This is a genomic window from uncultured Pelagibacterium sp., assembly GCF_963972885.1.
GTDB classification, from domain to species: Bacteria; Pseudomonadota; Alphaproteobacteria; order Rhizobiales; family Devosiaceae; genus Pelagibacterium; species Pelagibacterium nitratireducens.
Map to the genome: position 1 here is coordinate 1 of NZ_CAXAXY010000028.1, position 19,121 is coordinate 19,121.

Annotated in this window: 21 protein-coding genes; 9 read left to right on the top strand and 12 right to left on the bottom strand. The window is 61.3% G+C overall.

Annotated elements, in window-relative coordinates; all coding sequences use genetic code 11:
• Window positions 1-106 precede the first annotated feature (106 nt).
• Window positions 107-517: a hypothetical protein gene (locus AACZ55_RS06820; RefSeq protein ID WP_339644506.1), complete on the top strand. Its 411-nt coding sequence runs from the start codon at window positions 107-109 to the stop codon at window positions 515-517.
• Here AACZ55_RS06820 and AACZ55_RS06825 read toward each other — a convergent pair.
• Window positions 514-1,407 (bottom strand): PhzF family phenazine biosynthesis protein, encoded by an 894-nt coding sequence (locus AACZ55_RS06825; protein ID WP_339644509.1) that lies wholly within the window; start codon window positions 1,405-1,407, stop codon window positions 514-516. The genes AACZ55_RS06820 and AACZ55_RS06825 overlap by 4 nt on opposite strands.
• A gap of 170 nt (window positions 1,408-1,577) precedes the next feature.
• On the opposite strand from AACZ55_RS06825, the gene AACZ55_RS06830 reads away from it, so the two are divergent.
• A complete protein-coding gene (locus AACZ55_RS06830) occupies window positions 1,578-2,810 on the top strand; it encodes an FAD-dependent oxidoreductase (protein ID WP_339644512.1) in 1,233 nt (410 codons plus the stop codon).
• 104 nt (window positions 2,811-2,914) lie between these two features.
• On the top strand, window positions 2,915-3,478 hold the full coding sequence (locus AACZ55_RS06835; RefSeq protein ID WP_339644515.1) for a dihydrofolate reductase family protein: 564 nt from the start codon (window positions 2,915-2,917) through the stop codon (window positions 3,476-3,478).
• A gap of 103 nt (window positions 3,479-3,581) precedes the next feature.
• On the opposite strand, the gene ilvC is transcribed toward AACZ55_RS06835, so the two are convergent.
• Both ilvC and AACZ55_RS06845 read right to left on the bottom strand, forming a co-directional pair.
• Entirely contained in the window at window positions 3,582-4,601 is a 1,020-nt protein-coding gene (gene ilvC / locus AACZ55_RS06840; protein ID WP_338610027.1) for a ketol-acid reductoisomerase, read from the bottom strand.
• Window positions 4,602-4,639: 38 nt separating this feature from the next.
• Window positions 4,640-5,269 carry a TetR/AcrR family transcriptional regulator C-terminal domain-containing protein gene (locus AACZ55_RS06845; RefSeq protein WP_014131088.1) on the bottom strand — a complete coding sequence of 210 codons (630 nt, stop codon included), beginning with the start codon at window positions 5,267-5,269 and terminating at the stop codon, window positions 4,640-4,642.
• A gap of 199 nt (window positions 5,270-5,468) precedes the next feature.
• Here AACZ55_RS06845 and AACZ55_RS06850 point away from each other — a divergent pair, with 199 nt between their 5' ends.
• Window positions 5,469-5,888, top strand: coding sequence for a hypothetical protein (locus tag AACZ55_RS06850; protein WP_339644521.1), 420 nt, complete (start codon window positions 5,469-5,471; stop codon window positions 5,886-5,888).
• Window positions 5,889-5,980: 92 nt separating this feature from the next.
• Here the strand turns inward: AACZ55_RS06850 and AACZ55_RS06855 are convergent, their stop codons facing one another.
• The 5 genes from AACZ55_RS06855 to AACZ55_RS06875 form a co-directional block, all read right to left on the bottom strand.
• Entirely contained in the window at window positions 5,981-6,565 is a 585-nt protein-coding gene (locus AACZ55_RS06855) for an NADPH-dependent FMN reductase (RefSeq protein WP_338610021.1), read from the bottom strand.
• A gap of 347 nt (window positions 6,566-6,912) precedes the next feature.
• A complete protein-coding gene (locus AACZ55_RS06860; protein ID WP_339644525.1) occupies window positions 6,913-7,656 on the bottom strand; it encodes a pyridoxine 5'-phosphate synthase in 744 nt (247 codons plus the stop codon).
• A gap of 124 nt (window positions 7,657-7,780) precedes the next feature.
• Window positions 7,781-8,335: an acetolactate synthase small subunit gene (ilvN, locus tag AACZ55_RS06865; RefSeq protein ID WP_338610017.1), complete on the bottom strand. Its 555-nt coding sequence runs from the start codon at window positions 8,333-8,335 to the stop codon at window positions 7,781-7,783.
• 20 nt (window positions 8,336-8,355) lie between these two features.
• The gene (locus tag AACZ55_RS06870; protein ID WP_339644529.1) at window positions 8,356-10,125 is read right to left on the bottom strand and encodes an acetolactate synthase 3 large subunit; all 1,770 of its coding nucleotides are present in this window, start codon (window positions 10,123-10,125) and stop codon (window positions 8,356-8,358) included.
• A gap of 296 nt (window positions 10,126-10,421) precedes the next feature.
• Complete coding sequence (locus tag AACZ55_RS06875; RefSeq protein ID WP_338610013.1) at window positions 10,422-10,691, bottom strand: YMGG-like glycine zipper-containing protein; 270 nt, start codon at window positions 10,689-10,691, stop codon at window positions 10,422-10,424.
• 318 nt (window positions 10,692-11,009) lie between these two features.
• Here AACZ55_RS06875 and AACZ55_RS06880 point away from each other — a divergent pair, with 318 nt between their 5' ends.
• The gene (locus AACZ55_RS06880) at window positions 11,010-12,413 is read left to right on the top strand and encodes an MATE family efflux transporter (protein WP_339644532.1); all 1,404 of its coding nucleotides are present in this window, start codon (window positions 11,010-11,012) and stop codon (window positions 12,411-12,413) included.
• Window positions 12,414-12,641: 228 nt separating this feature from the next.
• On the opposite strand, the gene pncB is transcribed toward AACZ55_RS06880, so the two are convergent.
• Genes pncB through AACZ55_RS06895 form a run of 3 tightly spaced genes read right to left on the bottom strand, consistent with a single transcriptional unit; the run spans window position 12,642 to window position 15,175 of the window.
• On the bottom strand, window positions 12,642-13,955 hold the full coding sequence (pncB, locus tag AACZ55_RS06885; RefSeq protein ID WP_338610011.1) for a nicotinate phosphoribosyltransferase: 1,314 nt from the start codon (window positions 13,953-13,955) through the stop codon (window positions 12,642-12,644).
• The gene (pncA, locus tag AACZ55_RS06890) at window positions 13,952-14,551 is read right to left on the bottom strand and encodes a bifunctional nicotinamidase/pyrazinamidase (protein WP_339644536.1); all 600 of its coding nucleotides are present in this window, start codon (window positions 14,549-14,551) and stop codon (window positions 13,952-13,954) included. Before pncA ends, pncB begins: the two co-directional genes overlap by 4 nt.
• A gap of 54 nt (window positions 14,552-14,605) precedes the next feature.
• Complete coding sequence (locus AACZ55_RS06895) at window positions 14,606-15,175, bottom strand: DJ-1/PfpI family protein (RefSeq protein ID WP_339644539.1); 570 nt, start codon at window positions 15,173-15,175, stop codon at window positions 14,606-14,608.
• Window positions 15,176-15,291: 116 nt separating this feature from the next.
• Between AACZ55_RS06895 and AACZ55_RS06900 the strand changes: the two genes are divergently transcribed.
• Together AACZ55_RS06900 and AACZ55_RS06905 are read left to right on the top strand one after the other, a co-directional pair.
• On the top strand, window positions 15,292-15,768 hold the full coding sequence (locus AACZ55_RS06900) for a YbaK/EbsC family protein (protein WP_339644541.1): 477 nt from the start codon (window positions 15,292-15,294) through the stop codon (window positions 15,766-15,768).
• 17 nt (window positions 15,769-15,785) lie between these two features.
• Window positions 15,786-16,736 (top strand): calcium/sodium antiporter, encoded by a 951-nt coding sequence (locus tag AACZ55_RS06905; protein ID WP_339644543.1) that lies wholly within the window; start codon window positions 15,786-15,788, stop codon window positions 16,734-16,736.
• Here the strand turns inward: AACZ55_RS06905 and miaA are convergent.
• The gene (gene miaA, locus AACZ55_RS06910; RefSeq protein ID WP_339644546.1) at window positions 16,733-17,629 is read right to left on the bottom strand and encodes a tRNA (adenosine(37)-N6)-dimethylallyltransferase MiaA; all 897 of its coding nucleotides are present in this window, start codon (window positions 17,627-17,629) and stop codon (window positions 16,733-16,735) included. The two genes, AACZ55_RS06905 and miaA, sit on opposite strands and share 4 nt — an antisense overlap.
• 10 nt (window positions 17,630-17,639) lie before the next feature.
• Between miaA and serB the strand changes: the two genes are divergently transcribed.
• Both serB and AACZ55_RS06920 read left to right on the top strand, forming a co-directional pair.
• Window positions 17,640-18,515 (top strand): phosphoserine phosphatase SerB, encoded by an 876-nt coding sequence (gene serB, locus AACZ55_RS06915; RefSeq protein WP_339644549.1) that lies wholly within the window; start codon window positions 17,640-17,642, stop codon window positions 18,513-18,515.
• A 25-nt stretch (window positions 18,516-18,540) separates the two neighbouring features.
• A complete protein-coding gene (locus tag AACZ55_RS06920) occupies window positions 18,541-19,098 on the top strand; it encodes a GNAT family N-acetyltransferase (RefSeq protein WP_339644552.1) in 558 nt (185 codons plus the stop codon).
• Window positions 19,099-19,121 lie beyond the last annotated feature (23 nt).

Sequence of the window (19,121 nt, forward strand, 5' to 3'; positions counted from 1 at the left end):
AAACTACTTCGAAAACGCCGGATACGCTTCAATAAAAACCTGACATGCTCTAGAGGCCGGCATTCCACTGGACACCGCCGGGCTCGAACCCGCGCAGATCATATCCATGCCGCCCAGTTCCCGACCGACGCTCCATGCGCGTCTCCTCTCCCACCCCGGCGGTCGATATGTCATCGAGGAAGAGGAGTTCGCCGCTGGCGACGGCGTCGAACGCAGTTGCAGGGTTGCGATCTCGGACTACAGGATCGGCCCCACCAAGCGCGAAGCCGCCGTGCTCTATTACGATTTTCTGCAGTTGATGACCGGGTTGCTGATGGCCGAAACCCATTGGCAGTCCGTCGCGCTGCCTATTCCCAAACTGGCCTTCCGCACCTTCGAGCCGCGCGAACAGCGTTATGAAGGCTGTGTGGTCAGGACCATCGGGTCGATCAGCCTCGAAACGCACGACATCACGGTCACTACTGCCGAAATATCGGGATGCAGCGGCCCCTCGATGCTGTCGGGTAGCACTGCCTAGTCGTCCAGATCGAGCACCCCTTCGGCCAGGACCACTGCCCCTCCGCCGATCCCGGCATGCTTGAGCTGGCCATTTTCGATATTGAACTGCACGCCGATTTCGCTCGGGCGGCCCATTTCACGTCCCTGACGGATCTTGAGCGTGTGGCTGCCCTCGCCATATCCGCCGTGATCGGCCAGAAGGCCGATCAGCGCCGCCGCCGCGGAACCGGTCGCCGCATCCTCACCCCTTCCATGGGAAACATGGAACATGCGCGCCGCATAATCATTGCCGCGCTCCTTGGGGGTTCTGGCAAAGACATAAACCGCATTGCGCGGTCCGGTGAAGGTATCGGTCCAACCACGCCGTTCCAGCGTCATCTCCGAAAGCAGTGAAGCATCGCGCAGGGGCACCAGATAGAATGGATTGCCCGCCGAATATTGCGCAGGCATCATATCGTCGAACCCGATATCCTCGGCCGAAATGCCCAGCCGCTCGGCAATGCCATGAAGGTCGCTCAATTCGCCAACCCGTTCGGGCTTTTTGGGCAGGGCGAATTTGGCTTCCCCGGTCCGCTTGTCTATCCGCTCCATGACGGCGGTGACATTGCCCACGCCTAACTCGAGCCGCACCGCACTCTGCTTGTGCTGCAATCCCAGGAGCACCGCTGCACCCACAGTGGGATGTCCGGCAAAGGGCAGTTCGCTCACCGGCGTGAAAATCCGCAGCGCCGCCGTATGTCGCTCGCCCTTGGGCGCGCATACGAAGACCGTTTCCGAAAGATTGAACTCCCCGGCGATCGCCTGCATCCGGGTTGTCGAAAGCTCATCGGCCCGCAGCACGACCGCCAGCGGATTGCCGCTCAGCCGATCGCGCGTGAAAACATCGAGAATGAAATAGGTTAGCTTCATTTTTCGGCCGGTCCTGGGAGACGATTGGGAGGCGATATCCATGGGTATACTCAAAACACTACGCCTATCGTTCCATTGGTTACCACCCCCATAATTGCTTCCTTCAAATATGCTTTTCCCCCGCGACACGTCGTCCTAGATTTGCGACAATGGGCGCGGGGAGAAATCGCATGAAACGCACGACGTGCCTTGTCGCCGGAGGGGGTCCCGCCGGCATTATGCTGGGCCTGCTGCTGGCGCGCGGCGGCGTTGAGGTGATCGTTTGCGAAAAGCACGCCGACTTCCTGCGAGACTTCCGCGGCGACACCGTACACCCCTCCACGATCAGGCTCCTCGACGAGCTCGGCCTGGGCGCAGAGTTCGCGCAATTGCCCCAAAGCAGGCTCGAAAGCCTGCGCCTGCCCACGACGAGCGGCGAGACGATCGATTTCGGCGATTTTTCCGCTCTCGATCCGCCCTACAACTTCATCGCCATGATTCCCCAATGGGACTTTCTGGACTTCCTGGCCGCTCATGCCCGGCGCGAGCCGAGCTTCAAGCTGTTGATGGAAACCGAAGTGACGGGCCTGCTCTGGCAGGACGAAAGGGTCTCCGGTGTCACTGTGCTCACCGGGGGCCAAGAAGACTCGATCGGGGCCGACCTTGTCGTTGCCTGCGACGGAAGGCATTCGATCCTGCGCGCGCAAGCCGGACTGGCGTCCCGCAACTACGATGTGCCCTTTGATGTCTGGTGGTTTCGCCTTCCCCGCCACCCCGATGAACAGGCCAAACCAGCCAATCTTGTTCCCAGCTTTGCAGGGCGCGACATCATGCTCGCGATTGCCCGCGAGGGATTTTACCAGATGGCCGCCTTCATTCCCAAAGGATCCGATGCCCAGCGCCGCGCCCAGGGCATCGGACCGCTCAGGGACATGATCGTCCGATTGCGTCCCGATTTTGCCGACCGCGTGGATACTCTCACCGCGATGGACCAGGTCAAGACACTCGACGTCAGGCTCGACCGCCTCAAGCGCTGGCATCGCCCCGGCCTGCTCTGCATCGGTGACGCTGCCCATGCCATGTCCCCTGCCGGTGGCGTGGGCATCAACCTCGCCATTCAGGACGCTGTCGCGACCGCCCAGATTCTGCGCCATCCGCTGCGCGCCGGCACGCTCACCGAAACCGATCTTGCTGCCGTCCAGCGCCGCCGTATGATGCCCACCCGGGTCATCCAGGCCATGCAGCGCGTTCTCCATCGCGTCATTTTTCAGAACGGATTTCAGTCCCGGCGCGCCGGACCGCCGCACTTCATGCTGTTTCTCGCCCGGCACGTCCCCGGCTTCCGCAAGCTGCCTGCGCTTTTCGTCGGCTTCGGTCCACGCCCCGAACATGCACCCGATTTCGCCCGCCGCCCCGAAGGCTGACCGGCCAGGGCGCCTATCTCGACGGCTTTGATGAACCAAAGAGCTGTGAAGACGGAGCGGCCGGGCTCCTGGCCGCCCTTGCCAAGATCGCGGAGGACTGACCAATGGGCAAGCTCATCGTCTGGAATATCGCAAGCCTGGATGGCTATTTCGAAGGTCCCGAACCCTGGGACCTTTCCCTGCACGAAACCATCTGGGGCGACGAACTGGCCGAATTTTCGGAAACCCAGCTTGCCGATACCGAGGCACTGGTTTTCGGACGCCGCACCTATGAAGGCATGGCTGCCTACTGGGCCAACGAATCCGAAACCGGCCCCATCACCGACGCCATGAACACGCTGCCCAAATATGTTGTCTCCAACACCCTGACGGCAGCGGACTGGAACAACACGAAAATCATCAGCGGCGATATCGTCCAGGCGCTGCGCGATATAAAGGCCAAATCGGACCGCAATCTCTATGTCTTCGGCAGCGCCGAGTTACTGGCGACGCTCCTGCCCGCCGGCATTGTCGATGAATACCGGCTCGGTCTTGCCCCGCTCCTGCTTGGGCGCGGCAACCCTCTCTTCAAACCGTCCAACCTCCGGATTGACCTCGAGTTGATCAAAGCCCAGCCGCTCAGGAATGGCGGGATCGTCATCACCTACCGATTGGAAAACGCGCGATAGCTCACGGCGGGACCGAAATCCGGCCGGTCAACGAATGGTGGCTTAGAAAAAAGGGCCGGCAAAAACCGGCCCTTTTTCAAAGTTCAACTTCAACTTCGGAAGTCTAGTTCCGGCTCTTGTCCACCAGCGCACCCGCCTTGATCCACGGCATCATGTCGCGCAGCTTGGTGCCGACTTCTTCGATCTGGTGAGCGTCGTTGTTGCGGCGGATACCCTTGAAGCGGGCGGCGCCGGATTTGTGTTCCTGCATCCATTCGGACGTGAACTTGCCCGACTGGATGTCAGCCAGAACGCGCTTCATCTCGGCCTTGGTTTCCGAGGTGATGATGCGCGGGCCGGTGACGTATTCGCCCCACTCGGCGGTGTTGGAGATCGAATAGTTCATGTTGGCGATGCCGCCCTGATAGATCAGGTCGACGATCAGCTTCACTTCGTGCAGGCACTCGAAATAGGCCATTTCCGGCGCATAGCCGGCTTCGACCAGCGTCTCGAACCCGGCGCGGATCAGCTCGACCAGACCGCCGCAGAGCACGGCCTGCTCGCCGAACAGATCGGTCTCGCATTCTTCCTTGAAGGTGGTTTCGATGATGCCCGAACGGCCGCCGCCAACGCCCGAAGCGTAAGCAAGCCCCAGGTCATGGGCATTGCCGGTCGCATCGTGATGGATGGCGATCAGGCACGGAACCCCGCCGCCCCGCTCATATTCGCCGCGCACCGTGTGGCCGGGGCCCTTTGGCGCGATCATCAGAACGTCGACAGTGTCCTTGGGCTCGATCAGCCCGAAATGCACGTTGAGACCATGTGCGAACGCCAGCGCGGCGCCATCGCGGATATTGGGGGCGATATCGTCACGATAGATATCGGCCTGCAATTCGTCGGGGGTGGCCATCATCATCATGTCGGCCCAGGCCGCCGCTTCGGCAACGCTCATCACCTTGAGCCCGTCCGCTTCCACTTTCTTGGCGGTCGAAGAACCCGGACGCAGGCCGACGGCGATGTCGGTGATCCCTGAATCCTTGAGGTTGAGCGCATGCGCGCGCCCCTGGCTGCCATACCCGATAATGGCGACCTTCTTGGATTTCAAAAGATTGATATCGGCATCCCGATCGTAATAAACGCGCATTGGTCTCTCCCGTTATCGCATTTGTCTTGTTGGAATACTCACGCTCCGTAGAGCGCGAAGAACTGTTCGCGGGCCCGTCGTGCCTGCCCGGCAATCTTTTCTTCGCTCGGCCGCCTTTGCTCGCCGAGCAGCATGCGGATCTGGGTGTCCCTGACCACCAGACCGAAAAATGTCCGAAACGCCTGGTCGGCATCGTCGAAATCGAGCAACCCCGCCTCCTTGCCCGCCTCGAGCAGGGGTTCGCAGCGTCGCGCCATGCCGATGGGGCCGTTTTCCAGAACGATCGCGCCCAGATTGCGCTTTTCCTGCCCCGCATGGGAAACCGCCAGCCGGTTGAGCGCCACCGAAATATCGCCGGTCAGAACCGTCAGCCAGTCGCGGCCGAATTTCTCCAGCGCAATGCCCAGCGTGCGCTTGTCCAGCGTTTCGCGATCCACCGGAACCATGCGCACTTTGGACGCCTGCCACTGAACCGTGGCCGTCAAGAGCCCGTCCCTGTCGCCGAACCATTTATAGAGCGTTTCCTTCGAGCAGCTCGCCCGGCGGGCCACCCCTGTCATGGTCAACCCGTCACCGCCATCGACCAGCAAGCCCAGGGCCGCATCCAGAACATCCTTCTGGCGGCCGGTGAGCGTATCGTCGCTTATGGTCAGGGTTGGCGGGGTCAAGCGTGACTCGCTCTCTGTTATCGATTATCATGGCACGGAAAGCCGCGCCCAGCCGGGCAATCAGCCCTGCCGAGCGAGGCGTACCGTACGGTACGGTTCGGCTATTTTCAAGTATGATTTTCCCCCTTTTTGCCGACCACAGTTTGGGCCAATCTCGCCTTCAGACTGCGCTCAGACCAAAGGCAAGGAAATCGCCCCCATGTTCCGTCAAATCGCTACCGCCGCGGCCTTCTCCTCGGCCCTCGTGCTCGCATCCCCCGCCTTCGCACAGCAAGCCGAGGGCATGACGTCCGCCCCGATGATCGGCGCCTCGCTTACCGAAAAATTCTGGATCCAGTCCGAAGAAGATGCCGGTCTGCCGGGCTCGATGGTCCTGTTCCTCTCGGAAGGCACAATGCTCCAGGATTCGTGTTGGGAGACCTATCGCCTGTCCAACTGGCAGATGACGGGAGAGGATTCGCTGAGCTGGCAGGAAGATACGATGACCATCGAGGCCGACATCGTCGAGCTCAACGAGGCCGAACTGGTTCTGGCCTTGCATCTTGTGGGCGGCGAAGTGGTCGAAGAGCGCTATACGGTCTCGCCCGTGCCCTTTTTGTGCCCCGACATGCCACGCTGATTGCGCGCTTGGGCAAAAAAACAAAGGGCCACCCTTGCGGGCAGCCCTTCGGTTCGAGACGCAGGAGGAAGCGTCAAGCTCTATGGCGCAGCTTATGCTTCGCGAGCGGCCTTGGTGGTGTTGGTCCACCAGACGAGGTTGTCGAACAGATCCTTGAGGCTCGGTCCGACTGCCGGCTCGATGGCTTCCATCGGCTCGTTCTTGCCGCCACCCCAGACGGTGAAGAATTCCGAACCGCCGATATGGACGCCGTGACGGATAGGCACCATCTGAAGTTCGATATTGATCAGGCGGAGCTGCTCGATGGCGCGGGCGCCGCCGACCGAACCGTAGCCGACATAAGCGGCAGGCTTCTTGTTCCATTCGACATAGGCCTGATCGAGCGCGTTCTTGAGCGCTGCGGTGATCGAGCGGTTGTATTCGGCCACCAGGAAGATGTAGCCGTCAAATTCGGCGACCTTCTTCTGCCAGGCAATGGCCTTGGGGTCCTGGCTGGGCGCCCACATGTTGGAGGCCACTTCGTCAAAGAACGGCAGGTCGAAATCGCGCAGATCGACGAGTTCGACGTCGAATTCGGAGCGCTCCTGCGCCTTGGCCAAAAGCCACTGAGCCGGCTTGTCGGCAAAACGGCTTTCGCGGGTCGAGGAAATGATGATTGCGATTTTTGGCTTGGACATGATGTTTCCCTACGCCTGGTTACGAACAGTAAGTAGGGCTGCATATGTGACTTTAGGCCTGTCACTCAAGTAGGCACACCGCTGTAAGCTAGGCAGAAAACATTGCCTATGGCGAAACGTGGAAAATCTAAGCAATTGAATTTAATCAATAAATTATCAGAACGCCCCAGTTCTCCGCCATCGTTCGGCGATGCCGAACAAACAAACAACGGGTTCGAAACGACACAAAGGCTGACTTTCTTGCCCAGAGCGTGTCCAGCAAAAGTGGAAACGGTTTTGCGGTTCGGACACGCGACAAAACAAGGACTTAGAGCCAAGGATTTGATTCAATCAAATCCTGAACGGCTCTAGCGGCCCAATGCCCCAAGATATTTGCGCACGGCTTCCTCAAACCCGAAGATGAGCGCGTCGGCGGTGATTCCATGGCCGATGGAAACTTCGTCCACAAATGGAACGGTGCTCTGGAACGCAGGCAGATTGGCCAGCGTCAGATCGTGCCCGGCGTTGATTCCGAGCCCCAGCGCGTGGGCCGCGTGCGCCGTTTCCGCCAGATCGGCCAGCATCGAGACCGCGGCCTCATTGTTGTCGTAACACGCGCCATACGGCCCCGTATAAAGTTCGACCCTATCGGCCCCCGCCGCTTTCGCCGCTTCCAGCGCCGCCGCGCTGGCATCGGGATCGCAAAACAGCGCCACCCGCCGCCCCGGCGCGGCCAGCTCTGCCACCACGTCGGTCAACAGCCCCTTGTGAGCGATAAAGTCCCAACCATGGTCCGACGTCGCCTGCTCGGGCGCATCGGGCACCAGCGTCACCTGATGGGGATTGGCCGCCGCGACGAGTTCGAGAAACGTCGGCGTCGGATACCCTTCGATGTTGAACTCGGCATGGGGATATTCGGTGCGCAACAGATTGACCAGATCGAACACGTCGGAGCGCCTGATGTGGCGTTCGTCGGGGCGCGGATGGACGGTCACGCCCACCGCCCCCGCATCGAGCACGATGCGCGCCATCCCGGTCACACTCGGCCAGGGCAGATCCCGGCGATTGCGCAATTGCGCCACTGCATTGAGATTGACGGAAAGCTTGGTCATGGCGGCAGTCTGAAAAACAAGGGCCGTACGAAATGTACGGCCCCCCTCTATCGCGAAATGGGGTTCGCGCAAACCTCAACTTTCGGAGCGCGGCCAGGACCCGAAGGGCCACCAAGCTCCGGACTTACATGCCGTCGGGCCCACGCGTGATTGCCACCAGCCCGGTACGCACCACTTCCACCAGCCCCAGCGGCGTCATCAGTGTGATGAACTGGTCGATCTTGCTCGGTTTACCGGTGATCTCGAACACAAAGCTTTCGGTCGAGGCATCGACGACCTGCGCCCGAAACGCATCGGCCAGCCGCAGGGTTTCCACCCGGTTTTCCCCCTTGCCCGCGACCTTGAGCAGCGCCAGTTCGCGTTCGAGCGACCCGCCTTCCGCCGTCAGGTCGTGCACCTTGTGCACCGGCACCAGCCGCTCGAGCTGCAGTTTGATCTGGGCCAACACCTTTGGCGTGGCAACGGTCACGATGGTGATGCGCGAGCGATGTCTGTCGTGTTCGGTCTCACTGACGGTTAGCGAGTCGATATTGTATCCGCGCGCCGAAAACAGCCCCACCACCCGGGCGAGAACGCCCGGCTCGTTGTCCACCAGAACCGTCAGCGTATGACGCTCGGTGGCTTGTGTTTCGGTGGTCAGGAAATAGGCCGAACCCGTCGGTTTCAGATGTGCGTTCATGATCGTTTCCTTTCGCGCCCTTAGACCAGGGCCCGCCCCTTCTCATCGATGATCGAGCCGATATTGGCCGTATCGGACAAGATGATCTCGTTGTGCGCCTTGCCAGACGGAATCATCGGCAGGCAGTTCTCGTCCTTTTCGACAAGCACGTCGAACAGCACCGGCCCGTCGTAATCGAGCATTTCGGCAATTGCCGCGTCGAGGTCAGCCGGGGTGTCGCAACGCACACCCTTGGCGCCATAAGCCTCGGCGAGCTTGACGAAATCGGGCAGCGATTCCGAATAGGAATGGGCATATCGCGATCCGTGCAACAGATCCTGCCACTGGCGGACCATCCCCATGCGCTCATTGTTGAGAATGAAGATCTTGACCGGCAGCCGGTACTGAACCGCTGTCGAAACCTCCTGCATGGTCATCTGAACGCTTGCCTCCCCGGCAATATCGATCACCAGCGCATCCGGATGCGCCACCTGGACGCCGACGGCGGCCGGCAAGCCATACCCCATCGTTCCGAGCCCGCCCGACGTCATCCAGCGGTTGGGTTTGTCGAAATGGAAGTGCTGGGCCGCCCACATCTGGTGCTGGCCGACCTCGGTCGTAATGAACACGTCCTTGTCCTGCGCCCTGGTCGCCGCATAGAGCCGCTCGATGGCGTATTGCGGCTTGATGGTGGTTTGAGAATTCTCATAGCCCAGCGAGTTGACCGCCCGCCACTTCTCGATCTGGGCCCACCACGGCGCAATGGCCTCGCTGCGCGGCTGATTGGTCCTGGACCGATAGATGCGGATCATCTCGGCGAGCACCCGGGCGCAATCGCCGATGATCGGGACATCGACATTGATCACCTTGTTGATCGAAGACGGGTCGATATCGACGTGAATCTTGCGGCTGCCGGGCGAGAACGCGTCGATCCGTCCGGTGATACGGTCATCGAACCGCGCCCCGATATTGATCATCACGTCGCATTCATGCATCGCGAGATTGGCTTCATAGGTGCCGTGCATGCCCAGCATGCCCAGCCATTGTGCGCTCGATGCCGGGAAAGCACCCAGCCCCATCAGGGTGGACGTCACCGGAAAGCCGGTCAGTTCGGCCAGTTCGCGCAAAAGCTCGGACGCTTCAGGTCCCGCATTGATAACCCCGCCCCCGGTATAAAAGACCGGCCGCTCGGCGCGCAGCATAAGATCGACAGCCGCCTCGATGGCATCCAGATCGCCATCCATCTGCGGCCGGTAGCTCTGGTGGCGCAGCTTTTCAACGTCCGGCGTGTAATAGTCGCCCAGCGCAAACTGGATATCCTTGGGAATATCGATCACCACCGGACCGGGCCGGCCCGTCGTCGCGATCAGGAAAGCCTCGTGCAGGATACGCGGCAGATCCTCGACCCGTTTGACGAGATAATTGTGCTTGGTGCAGCTGCGGGTGATCCCGACAGTGTCGCATTCCTGGAACCCGTCGGTGCCGATCAGATTGGTGGGCACCTGTGCGGTGATGCAGACCAGCGGGATCGAATCCATCAGCGCATCGGTCAACCCGGTCACCGCATTGGTCGCCCCCGGCCCCGACGTGACAAGGACCACGCCGCATTTCCCGGTCGATCGGGCATAGCCTTCGGCCATGTGGGTCGCGCCCTGCTCGTGCCGGACGAGAATGTGCTCGATCTTGTCCTGCTGGAACATGGCGTCGTAGATCGGCAGGGCCGCGCCGCCGGGATAGCCGAAAACATGTTCCACCCCGTTGTCGGTCAACGCCCGTATAACCATTTCCGCGCCGGTCATCTGTTCGGCCATCTCAGCCACTCCCTGCTTTAAATTCATCCCGCCGCAGCCGGATTTGGATAATAAAAAAGGCCCCGTGAGGGACCTGTGTTCGGCGCACCGCAATTCGCACGAGGGTTATGCCCTCATGTTGCGATGCGCCTGCCTACTACAAGAATAAGTGCCGTCTGCACGTCATTTCTCCAAAATTTCGGCGTTATAGGTACTGCCGGGTACGGCGCCGGTCAAGCCAAAAAGCAGATGCCCGGAATCAAAAAAGGCCCGTGCAGGGAAAGCACGAGCCCTTTTGAGATGCTTTACGCGCCCGATCAGCTGGCCGGGCAAGCGTCCTTGTAGAGCGTTCCGTCCGAAGCGCGATAGTAGCACTGGTTCGGTTCGCCAGCGACCTGGCCAACCAGCGCACCGGCGACACCGCCGACCACGCCGCCGACAACGGCACCCTGCACGCTACCGGTGGTCACGCCACCAATGACAGCACCGGCACCAGCGCCGATGGCAGCTGTTTCCTGGGTGCGGGTACAGGCCGAAACGGCCATAAGAGAAGTAAGGGCAACGCCGATAATAAATGCTTTTTTCATTTCCAAGCCTCCTGCGACTTTAACTCTAGAGTTCCCTCGCCCCTTAATGCGGTTAGCCGCTATTGGTTCCGCGAGCGGGGCCCTTGGCCATACAATTTTCAACATGAAGCGAAACTGAACGCCGTCGACAATTTCTTAACTTTCTCCATTTTGTGAATTTTTTCAAGTGCTTTGGCGCATCATGCCTTGGCATTGCCCAGGCACGATCCGGCCCATGTGCGATAGCAAAGGGCGCTGACAAGCCCCCGATTCGCGTGTATCGGGTTCTGTTCACCCAACGCCATCCAGCGCTGGGCGCGGCTTGGGAAGGCCAGAACGATGAAGACGACCGACACGACGCCGACCGCGCCCGGCTGGGCCGCGGAGCTGCGCGCCACATTTGTGCTCGCCTGGCCGCTTGTCGTTGCCCAGGTGGCCCAGAACGCGCTGTTTACCACCGACGTCATCATGATGGGCTGGCTCGGCCCCCAATATCTGGCCGCCGGCACCCTGGCCACATCCTTTTTCACGCCGTTCCTTTTGCTTGGCGGCGGCATCGTTTCCGCCGTCGCCCCGCTTGCCGCTCAGGCATTGGGTGCGCGCCAGATCAAGAATGTCCGCCGCACCGCACGCCAGGGATTCTGGGCCGGCATCCTTGTCGCGGCGCTTTTGTTCCCGCTCATCTGGCAGATCGAGCATATCCTGCTCGCCACCGGTCAGGAGCCCGAACTGGCCGGCATGGCAGCCCAATACATGCACATTGCTGTTCTGGTCCTGTTTCCCGGGCTCGGGCTTTTCGCCATTCGCTCATTTCTCTCGGCGCTCGGCTCGACCCAGATCATCCTTTACGTGACAATCGCCGGGGTCGTGGTGAACGCGGCCATCAACTACGCCCTGATTTTCGGCAATTTCGGCTTCCCCCGGCTCGAACTGCAGGGTGCGGCGGTCGCGACCGTTCTGACCAACCTGCTCATGTTCGGCCTGTTGCTCGCCTATACGCTCACCCACCGCAAATACCGCCGCTTCCACATCCTCGTGCGGTTCTGGAAGCCCGATTGGCTGCGGTTCAGGGAAATCTTCAGGATCGGCACCCCGATCGGACTGACCCTGATGGCCGAAGTGGGCATGTTCGCGGTCGCCGCCATTTTCATGGGCTGGCACGGCACCGACGCGCTGGCCGCCCACGCCGTGGCCCTTCAATGCGCCTCGTTCGCCTTCATGGTGCCGCTGGGGCTTTCCATGGCCGCCACGGTCCGCGTCGGTCGCGCCTTTGGGGCCGGCAGCGACCGGGGCATTGCCCAGGCCGGCTGGGTCGCAATGATCATCGGTACGGGTTTCATGGTCATCACCTGCGTGCTGTTTCTCACAATGCCGCAGATCTTCACCCGTGTGTTCCTCGACCCCACCGACCCCGGCAACCTCGCTGCGCTCGCCATGGCCACGACCTTCCTTGCCGTTGCGGGCCTGTTTCAGATCGTCGACGGCGCGCAGGTCGTGGCGGTCCATGTCCTGCGCGGCCTCAACGACACCAAAATTCCCATGTTCATCGCCCTGTTCGGTTATTGGTGCGTAGGCATGCCCGTCGCATGGTTTCTGGGATCGCCCGACCGCCTCGCCGGTATCGGCATCTGGCTCGGCCTCGCCGCCGGCCTGGCCTTCTGCGCCATCGTCCTCACCGCCCGCTTCGCCATGCGCGACAGGCTGGGCCTGATCGACCGGCGCCGGATGGTGGCAGCGGCTTAGAACGCTTCCAGGATAAGTGACACCACTTATCGGGTTCGGAAGCGCGACAAAACAAGGGCTTAGAGCAATTAAACCGATTTGAAGAAGCGCTGAAATGCTCCAATCGCGCCGATTTCCGTCAGGGTGAGGCGAAAATAGTGATGGGCGAGAACCGGAGCGGAGCGTACATCTGGTACGTGAGCACCGGAAGCGTAGCCCATCGCCATTTGCAGCCCACCATGGCGGAAATCAGACAACCACCGCCTGTTCTGCCATCTCCGCATCACCGAACACCCGCAGATACCGCTCAATCTCTTTGGGGTCGCCCACCGCCTTGGCCGGATTGTCCGAGAGTTTGACCGCCGGCCGCCCATTGGCGCTCGATACCTTGATGACCAGCGAGATCGGCTTGAGTTGCGGGGTGTGCATGGGCGCCGTCCCGGCAAAATCATTGGTGAGGTTCGTCCCCCAGCCGAAACTCATCCGCACCTTGCCGTCGAAATGCCTGTAGGCCGCATCGATGGTTTCAATATCCAGCCCATCGGAAAAAATCAGCAGTTTCTCTTTCGGATCGCGCCCATGCGCCTTCCACCATGCGATGATCTTTTCGCCGCCCTCGATGGCCGGCGCGCTGTCGGGCCGGAACCCCGTCCAGTCGGCCACCCAGTCCGGTGCGTTTTCAAGGAACGATGCCGTCCCGAACGCATCGGGCAGAACGATCAGCAGATTGCCGCCATAATAGCTCTGCCAGTCCTTGAGCACTTTGTAGGGCGCCTGCTTGAGCGCCTCGTCTCCCTCGGCCAATGCGGCGGCCACCATCGGCAGTTCATGGGCATTCGTGCCCAGCGCTTCGAGATCGGTGTCCATGGCCAAAAGCACGTTCGACGTGCCCGTCAGCGCATCCCCGAGCCCTTCCTTGAGCGCCTCCACGCACCAGCGCTGCCACAGAAACGAATGCCGCCGCCGTGTCCCGAAATCGGAAATTTTCAGATCGGGCAGCTTTTTCAGTCGCTCGACCTTCTCCCAGGTCTTGGCCTTGGCGCGTGCGTAAAGCACGTCGAGCGCGAACCGCCCCATGCCCCGCATGGCGCGCCGCGAGCGCAATTCATTGATGATGGCCAGCGCCGGAATTTCCCACATGGCCGTTTCGACCCATTTGCCGGGAAAATGCAATTCGAACTGCCCGTCGCGCTCGCTGAGCTCGTAATCGGGCAACTGGAAATTCTCCAGCCAGGCCAGAAACTGCGGCGAAAATATCTGCTTGGTTCCGTAAAAGCTGTTGCCCGCCAGCCAGATCATTTCCTTTTTGGTGAACCGCAGGCTGCGCGCATGGTCGAGCTGTTCGCGCAGCTCGTCGATATCGACCTCATCGGCCAGCCGCACACTCGTCGTACGGTTGGTCAGCGAGAACGTCGCCTCAACGTCCCGATACAGCCCCCAGATCATCTGCAGCATCAAGAGCTTGTAGAAATCGGTATCGAGCAGCGAACGGATGATCGGGTCGAGCTTGAACGTATGGTTGAAAACGCGCCGCGCAATGTCGGTCTTGGACGACGAGCTCAAATCAAATCCACCCCTGCTGCCTTCATCTTCCCGATCATCGTCTCCATCGAGCCCATCAGATCGATCCCCCGGCACGCCTCCAGCAACACCCGCGCCGAAAACCCCTGCCCCACAGCATCGAGTGCCGAATAGGCAACGCAGAAATCGGTGGCCAGCCCAACGAACGTAAGCTCACTCAGCCCCCGTTCGCGCAGATACCCCGTCAGCCCGGTCGGCGTTACGTGATCGTTCTCGAAAAACGCCGAATAGGAATCGATTTCCGTCCGGAACCCCTTTCGGATGATCAGCTCGGCCGGCATCAGGTTGAGCTCTGGGTGAAAATCGGCCCCATGGCTGCCCTGCACACAGTGATCGGGCCACAGCGTTTGGCTGCCATACGCCATCTCGATTTCCTCGAAAGGGGCCTTTCCGGCATGCTGGGAAGCAAAGCTCGAATGGTCCGCCGTGTGCCAGTCCTGGGTCAGGATGACGTGGTCGAACTGCCCCATAAGCTGGTTGATGACCGGCACGACCTGATCGCCCTCGTCCACCGCAAGCGCTCCTCCTGGGCAGAAATCGTTCTGCACATCGATGACGATCAACGCTTTTGTGGCCATATGCGCCTCCCCAAATCAAAGGTCCGCGCACTACTGCAAGCCAGACGCGTCGCGTCAACTCCCCACGCGTGCGTGTTCCTGTGACAGCATAGCCATGATGACACCGGCCGCCTCTGCCTCGAGCCCCGCCGCCGTCAAAACCTCCGCTGCAAAGCTGGCCGGAGCGGGCGCTGGCGCCGTGATGATCCTCCCGTCCCGCACCGCCTGGGGCTGATCGCGGTAGTGCGCCGCTCCCCGATAGGATTTGACCGTCTGCAGATAGTCCCGCCCGTTGGAGGTATGCGCCACATCATCGAGCATGCCCGCCCGCGCCAGCGCCAGCGTCGCGCCGCAAATTCCCGCGACCACGCACCCGTTCTCGTGCGCTTGCTTCAATCGTGCTTCGATCTCGGGCGGCGCATCACTCTCAAACGCGAGACCACCGCAAACCACGACCACGCCATCCTTCGGTGCGGAAAACCGCTCAAGCGCTTCTGTCTTGAGCCCGGAAACCGCCGTCACCGGCCCTCCGTTCGCAGAGACAAATCCAATCTCGGCGCCGTAATAGGCTCGCCCGGTTCCGGCGAGCACCCCGATTTCCCAATCGGAATACCCCTCGGTCAGCACAATGGTGATCGCAAGCATATCGTTCTCCCGGTTCAACGATCCTGTCGGTGCTCTCGCCTAACCGGTTGGGGTGACAAACCCTGTCAGCACGTTCCCACTTGACGACCGATAATCGATCGGGCTCCTCTCGCTTCATGACTGAACTGCGCCAATCCGAACTCCGCGTCGCCGCCGACCTCGCCCGCCACGACCTGCCCGGCACCGTCGTCGTGCTCGATCAACTCGCGACCACCGCGGCAATGGCTGCCGAGGCGCTCGGCGTCGAGGTGGGCCGCATCGTCAAATCGCTGATCTTTGTCGGCGAGGAGACCGGCGAGCCGATCATGGTGCTGGTCTCGGGAGCCAATCGCGTTCACGAAAAGCGTACCGGCCGCCAGATCGGCCAGAAGCTGGGCCGCGCCGATGCCGATCTGGTGCGCGAAACCACCGGCTTTACCATCGGCGGCGTTTCGCCGCTGGGACAGCTCAAATCCATTCCGATTTATATGGACACCGATCTCTTCGCGTTCCAAACCGTCTGGGCCGCAGCCGGAAACGCGCGCTCGGTATTTGAAATCGCACCGGACGATCTCGCCCGCGTCACCGGCGCACCCCGCATCACCGTCACCTGACTCCCCGGAGCCCCTAAATGGTCTATCTCCTGCTTATCGTCGGCCTCATTCTGCTCGTGGCAGGCGGCGAAGGCTTCGTGCGCGGCTCGGTGGCCATCGCAGAAAAACTTGGCATGTCCTCGCTGCTGATCGGGTTGACACTGGTCGGCTTCGGCACCTCGTTGCCTGAGCTTGTGACCTCGGTCCAGGCCGCCCTCGATGGCGCCCCCGGCATTGCCGTGGGCAATGTGGTCGGCTCCAACATCGCAAATATCCTGCTGATCCTGGGCATCACCGCGCTCATCTACCCCATCGTCGTGGACAAGGCCGTACTGCGCCGCGACGGCTCGGTTCTGGTGCTCGCGTCGCTCGCCGCCCTGGGCATCGTGCTGATCGGCACTTTGGGCCGCATTGCAGGACTGGTCCTCGTCGCTCTGCTCATTTCCTATATCGTCTTTTCCTACTTTGCAGACCGCCGCGCACAGGCATCGGCCAGCATTGCCGCGGAAGTCGAAGCAACCGGCGGCAAACAATCGGTTCTCGTCTCGATCCTGTTCGTTATCGGCGGCCTTGCCCTCACGGTATTGGGCGCTCGCCTGCTCGTATCCAGCGCGGTCGAAATCGCCACGGCCCTCGGCGTTTCGGAAACAATCATCGGGCTGACTGTCGTTGCCATCGGCACCTCATTGCCCGAACTGGTCACCTCGATCATTGCAGCGCTCCGCCGCCACACCGACCTGGCGCTGGGCAACATCATCGGGTCCAACATCTTCAACGTCTTCTCGATCCTGGGCATCACCGCGCTGATTCAGCCCATCCCCGTCCCCGACGAGATCATTCGCCTCGACATCTGGGTCATGCTCGGCGCCACCGCGCTCCTGCTCGGCTTTTCCTACACCCAACGCGAAATCGTCCGCTGGGAAGGCGGTGTGCTATTGGCGCTCTATGCAGGCTATATCGGCTGGCTCGCACTCGGAGCTATTGGCTAACCGGCAAACGGATCGACAAAAGTCCAGTCCCTGAACCTGTTGCGGAACCATGTCGATTGCCGCTTGGCATATTGCCGTGTGGCAATCACCGCTTTTTCCACCGCCTCGTCACGGTCCATCTTGCCCGCCAGCATGGCCGTGACTTCTCCCACGCCAATCGCTTTCATCGCCGGCAGCGAAGGATCGAGATCGCGCGCCAACAGCGCCTCGACCTCCTCGACAGCCCCGGCCTCCATCATCGCCGCGAACCGCTCCCCGATCCGCCGCCGCAGCAATCCCCGCTCGGGCATTAATACAATCCGCTCCAGCGCATAATCATCGAGCAGCCCGGGCCCGTTGGCATCCTGAAAGGCGCTCAGCGTCTTGCCCGTCGCCATCTGCACCGAAAGCGCCCGCACCACCCGTTGCGGGTCGGCGACCTTGAGCCGTCTTGCCGTTGCCGGGTCCCTCTCGACCAAAAGCGCCATCCGCCCCGCCTCATCGCGCTCTTGAATCAGTTTCTCAGCCTCGGCCACAAATTCAGGATCGATGGCCGGAACCTGCGCGAATCCGTTTACGAGCGCATCGAAGTAAAGCCCTGTCCCGCCAACGAAAATCAGCTCCTGATTCTCTTTGTCAGCCTCTTGAATCTGTTTGTGAGCATCGGCCAGCCAGGCGCCCGTCGAATAGCGCACCGATGGATCCACATGTCCGAACATTTCATGGTGCGCCTGCGCCAGCTCGTCCGCGTTGGGCCGCGCCGTCAGGCGGTCGAGCACGCCATAAACCTGCATGGAATCGGCGTTGACGATCCGCGCCCCGCTCTGGCGCGCTCGCGCGATGGCCAGCGCCGTCTTGCCGCTGGCGGTCGGACCAGCTATCAAAACCGCGCGCTTTGCTCCATCCCTTGCCATGGTCGTGTCTATGTCAGTTCTCGTTCTGATCGCCAATCCCAATGAACCGGCCCTGTCCAACACACTGGTGGAAACGGTCCAGCGTGAAACCCATGGCGAAATCAACTGGCTCGCGCAAGGCATAGCCTGCGAGATCATCGCGCCCAAGGCCGCCGATCCGGTTTTGACAGCCCGCGATATCATCGGCTCCCAGCCCATCGACGCGGCACTCGTTGCGCTGGCCAACCGACGCAAGCAACTGCTCGTCGCCGACATGGATTCCACGATGATCGAGCAGGAATGCATCGATGAGTTGGCAGATGCTTTGGGCCTCAAACCTCAGGTCGCCGAAATCACCGAACGCGCCATGCGCGGCGAACTTGACTTCGAAGCCGCCCTCGATACCCGCGTCGCGCTTTTGAAGGGGCTGGAGCGCCGACTGGTGGAAGACGTCCGCCGCGAGCGCATAACGCTCGCTCCCGGCGGCCGCGCCCTCATCCAGACCATGAACGCCTACGGCGCCTACACGGCCCTGGTGTCCGGCGGTTTCACCCTTTTCGCCGATTACTTCGCCAAGCGCATCGGTTTTGACGAGGCCATCGCCAACGTCCTCGAATTCGATGCCGACGACCGCCTCACCGGCACTGTCGAAAAACCCATCGTCGACAAGTCCACCAAACGCAACCGCCTCATGGCACTGGCAGCGGAAAAGGGCCTCGCCATCGCCCAGACCATGGCGGTGGGCGATGGCGCCAACGATCTCGACATGCTCCAGGCCGCCGGCCTCGGGGTCGCCATCCACGCAAAACCGATCGTTGCCGAACAGGCCGCCGTCAGGATCGATCATTCCGATCTCACAGCCCTGCTCTACCTGCAGGGGTATTCGGGCGACGACATTGTAAGATAAAGCATCGCAAATGGGAGTTCGATGCGTGGATCAGGAACCGCGGACAGTGCTGGAAACCGAACGCCTGATCCTGCGCCCCTGGCAGAACGCCGACCGCGCGCCCTTCGCGGCCATCGTTGGCGATCCCCATGTCATGCGCTTTTATACAGGCACGCGCGACCGGGCCGCGGCTGACGCCTGGATCGACAAGATGATCGCCGGCCTCGATGCCGGAACCTCGGCCTTCCTCGCCGCCGAACGCAAGGCCGATGGCGAGTTGATCGGGCTGATCGGCACCGCCCGGATCGACATGGATCTGCGCGGCAACCCGCCCGAAGAAATCGGATGGGTGCTGGGCAACCGATATTGGGGACAGGGCTACGCCCCCGAAGGCGCGCGCGCCCACATCCTTTCGGCCTGGCAGCGTGACCTGCCCGAACTCGTCGCCTTCACGGCGGCCATCAACCAGCCGTCTCAGCGCGTCATGGAAAAAATCGGCATGACCCGCGATACCGAGGGCGACTTCCTCCACCCCCGCATCGCCGAGAACCACCCCTTGCGCCCGCACGTTCTCTATCGCATCGCCAATCCGGCCCGCTCCTGATCGATCTCTGGGTGCTGGACGAT

Excerpts from the sequence above, each read along its gene's own strand:
- AACZ55_RS06870 (WP_339644529.1), bottom strand. The coding sequence starts at position 10,125 with ATGGCCGAACAGATGACCGGCGCGGAAATGGTTATACGGGCGTTGACC.
- AACZ55_RS06855 (WP_338610021.1), bottom strand. The coding sequence starts at position 6,565 with ATGTCCAAGCCAAAAATCGCAATCATCATTTCCTCGACCCGCGAAAGC.
- AACZ55_RS06820 (WP_339644506.1), top strand. The coding sequence starts at position 107 with ATGCCGCCCAGTTCCCGACCGACGCTCCATGCGCGTCTCCTCTCCCAC.
- serB (WP_339644549.1), top strand. The coding sequence starts at position 17,640 with ATGTCAGTTCTCGTTCTGATCGCCAATCCCAATGAACCGGCCCTGTCC.
- AACZ55_RS06830 (WP_339644512.1), top strand. The coding sequence starts at position 1,578 with ATGAAACGCACGACGTGCCTTGTCGCCGGAGGGGGTCCCGCCGGCATT.
- AACZ55_RS06835 (WP_339644515.1), top strand. The coding sequence starts at position 2,915 with ATGGGCAAGCTCATCGTCTGGAATATCGCAAGCCTGGATGGCTATTTC.
- AACZ55_RS06880 (WP_339644532.1), top strand. The coding sequence starts at position 11,010 with ATGAAGACGACCGACACGACGCCGACCGCGCCCGGCTGGGCCGCGGAG.
- AACZ55_RS06850 (WP_339644521.1), top strand. The coding sequence starts at position 5,469 with ATGTTCCGTCAAATCGCTACCGCCGCGGCCTTCTCCTCGGCCCTCGTG.
- AACZ55_RS06900 (WP_339644541.1), top strand. The coding sequence starts at position 15,292 with ATGACTGAACTGCGCCAATCCGAACTCCGCGTCGCCGCCGACCTCGCC.
- AACZ55_RS06875 (WP_338610013.1), bottom strand. The coding sequence starts at position 10,691 with ATGAAAAAAGCATTTATTATCGGCGTTGCCCTTACTTCTCTTATGGCC.
- ilvN (WP_338610017.1), bottom strand. The coding sequence starts at position 8,335 with ATGAACGCACATCTGAAACCGACGGGTTCGGCCTATTTCCTGACCACC.
- AACZ55_RS06825 (WP_339644509.1), bottom strand. The coding sequence starts at position 1,407 with ATGAAGCTAACCTATTTCATTCTCGATGTTTTCACGCGCGATCGGCTG.
- pncA (WP_339644536.1), bottom strand. The coding sequence starts at position 14,551 with ATGGCCACAAAAGCGTTGATCGTCATCGATGTGCAGAACGATTTCTGC.
- AACZ55_RS06905 (WP_339644543.1), top strand. The coding sequence starts at position 15,786 with ATGGTCTATCTCCTGCTTATCGTCGGCCTCATTCTGCTCGTGGCAGGC.
- AACZ55_RS06860 (WP_339644525.1), bottom strand. The coding sequence starts at position 7,656 with ATGACCAAGCTTTCCGTCAATCTCAATGCAGTGGCGCAATTGCGCAAT.
- ilvC (WP_338610027.1), bottom strand. The coding sequence starts at position 4,601 with ATGCGCGTTTATTACGATCGGGATGCCGATATCAATCTTTTGAAATCC.
- AACZ55_RS06895 (WP_339644539.1), bottom strand. The coding sequence starts at position 15,175 with ATGCTTGCGATCACCATTGTGCTGACCGAGGGGTATTCCGATTGGGAA.
- miaA (WP_339644546.1), bottom strand. The coding sequence starts at position 17,629 with ATGGCAAGGGATGGAGCAAAGCGCGCGGTTTTGATAGCTGGTCCGACC.